Here is a 2949-nt window from a genome sequence, read left to right as displayed (position 1 = left end):
ACCTCCCATCGAGGTGGATGTTGAATCAGCACAAAACGCAGCCGTCACATCACAATCGATTCATCGATCACAGGACGTGCTCTAGACCGCCAGTTCTTTTAACTCGTCACGCCGCGCATCGTATGATTCATGTGAATTACGTTCGGCATTTAGAAAACAGATGTTGCAAAGTACGTCGAGAGCACATTAATTTCGACCGTGCACGAGTTGCTGGTGCAAGCGGCTAGCGCTCCGCGCTGGCGGAACCAAAAAAATTGAGACAGGGAACGCAATGAACAGACTTGTGGCGACAAGAAACCGCAATGTTGCTTGCGGCGGCGATGTTTCATGGTGACAAAGAGTTCAACGGCAAAGGTTACTGCTGCAATTCAAAAAATGAAGGATGACAGCACGCTCTCAAAGCTGTCGGTAAAGTGGTACGGCCAAGTTCGCTTAAGGCTCCAAACCTTCACGTTGCCATTGTTCATCGCATTGAGCCGCTCCTCCGTTCAAGTGTCTCCGTCGTCAGCGCAATATCAACCGGTATCGCGGAGCAGATATCGCCATCTTTTGTGACGCAAGAGTTGACCTCCCTGACCCCAAGAGTCGAAAGAAAGATTTGAAATGACAAAGATGAAGCGCGACCTGCGTGACACCCCTGAGTTCCACGAGGCGGAAGAGATCGTCCGGCGCCTGAATCAGCCGGGCGTCGGGCTAATTATTGATGCGCTGGAAATCGACGTCTCGTCTGACGGCTCGTTTGCCGTAATCACCGGCGTCGTTATGGATAACCTGGAGAAGGATCTTCGCAGGCGTATCTGCCTCGTCGACCTTCGGGACGGCACGACCAGGCCGCTGACGTTCGGCCCGAATGCCGATCATGGCTGCAGATTTTCGCCTGACGGCAAGAGCATCGCCTTCCTCTCCGACCGGGCGAATAAAGGAGACTTCCAGCTCTATCTGCTTGACATGGACGGGCGCGCGGGAAGGGCGGCGCCTCGCGTGGACGGATGGATAGAATATCTACACTGGTCGGCGGACGGCAGCCAGATCCTGCTCGGCGTTGCCGGGCACGGCGCAGACGCTTCCTGTGCCCATGGAGCTGTCACGAGCAAGCAGAGTGAGGTGACAATACCGCTCTGGATGCCGCACGTTGAAGTAGGCGACGAGGAGTTTAGACGCCGCAGCGTCTGGATTTACGATCTGCGCGTCGATCGCGTCATGCGGATACCCACCCCGGATATCAACGTATGGGAAGCTAACTGGTGCGGGCCCGATTCGGTGGTCGCGGTTACATCTCCAGATGCGGACGAAGGAGCGTGGTACTCTGCCAGCCTTGACATCATCGACAAGGAGACGGGCCGCACGAGACGGATTTACGAATCTAGCGACCAGATTGGCTGGTCGTCAGCCGATCCCGCCGGCACCAAGATCAGCGTCGTCGAAGCGGTATGCAGCGATCGTTGGGTCGTGGCGGGCGAGTTGCGGATCATCGAGGTCCAGACTGGCCAGGTAAAGAGCATCCCGACGAACGGCGCCGACGTAACGCATATCCGTTGGCGTGGCCCAGAGCGGGTATTTCTGGGTGCACATCGAGGATTCGAGACAGTGGTGCTGGAATACGACACCGCCAAGGATAACCTGACCGAAAGCTGGTCAAGTACCGAACTGGCAACTGGGCGATACTTTCCTGCAGCTCCCCTTGGGGAGGGTGTCGGTGATTGTGTGCTGATCGCTGAAGGCTACAAGCGCCCGCCCGAAATCGCTGCAATCAAAGATCGGTCATACAGCGTTGTGCGCTCCCTAGCCGGCCCACACTGTGACGAGATTAGAGATTGGACTAACAAGGTCGAGCTATTAAGTTGGCTGGCGCCGGACGGGCTGGAGATCCAGGGCTGGCTGCTTTTACCCAAAGGAAGCGGTCCATTTCCGCTAGTGATGCATGTCCACGGGGGACCTGTCGCGTCTTCACGGCCGCAATGGTTTGGCAAAACTGGAGTCGGCATCGCCTACCTCATGCTGCTAGAACGCGGATATGCGATACTGCTGCCGAATCCGCGGGGGAGCTCCGGCCGTGGATTGGAATATGCTCGCAAAGTTAAGGGCGATATAAACGGGAAGGACACTTACGACCTGCTGTCAGGCCTGGATCATCTGGTAGAGCGCGGCATCGCCGACCCGGCACGCATCGGCGTCACCGGAACCAGCTATGGTGGAAACATGACCTCATGGCTGATCACCCAGGACCAGCGGTTCGCCGCCGCAGTGTCGATCGCGACGCACGCCAATCAGGTGAGCCAGCATCTAGTTTCCAACATACCTGATTTCGACGCACTCTTTCTCGCGGATGAATACGACAACCCCAATGGCCGCTACTTCGAACGTAGTGCGATCATGCATGCCCACAAGGCCGTTACGCCCTGCCTCAACATCGGGGGAGCGCTTGATCGATGCACGCCCCCCAGCCAGACCGTAGAGTTCCATAATGCGCTGCGTGAGCACGGCGTCAAATCGGCGCTAGTAATTTATCCGCAGGAGGGGCATGGCGTGCGCGGGTACCCTGCCAGCATAGACTTAGCAGCGCGCATGATCCGCTGGTTTGAGGAACATATACCCACTCGGAACACCGACCAACCCGTCGCAATCAAGGAGAACTGCTAATGCCTGCATTTTAGTCAACAAGAATATCGAGCGCGTACGACCGCTTGCGCAGCAGATGGCCGAGCGCTGACGCACTGCTTGTCTTCTCACGGGCTACAAAGGTTTTTTCGGCTACGTTCCACAACTTGCTCTTGTTTGCGAGGGCGAGGAGGATTCGTAGCGTGCGTGCAGACGCCAGCTCGTACCTGCCGCAATCACGCGTCCTCAGTTATCCTCAGAAATACATAGTCGCCCGTGAAAAACTCGGAACGCTTTGATTCAATTTAGGATTTTCCCCCTGATTTCGGCTTTGATTTTGCCGGAAATCTG

General features: G+C 56.4%; 1 protein-coding gene. It reads left to right on the top strand.

Translation table 11 applies throughout. From position 1 onward, the window contains the following. Positions 1 to 603: 603 nt before the first annotated feature. Positions 604 to 2640, top strand: a complete 2037-nt coding sequence (locus NKH21_RS32565; RefSeq protein ID WP_352869993.1) for a S9 family peptidase — start codon at positions 604 to 606, stop codon at positions 2638 to 2640. Positions 2641 to 2949 lie beyond the last annotated feature (309 nt).

The sequence above is a fragment of the Mesorhizobium sp. M1329 genome (assembly GCF_040318035.1).
Classification (GTDB): Bacteria; Pseudomonadota; Alphaproteobacteria; order Rhizobiales; family Rhizobiaceae; genus Mesorhizobium.
This window is presented reverse-complemented; position numbering and strand designations above follow the sequence as displayed.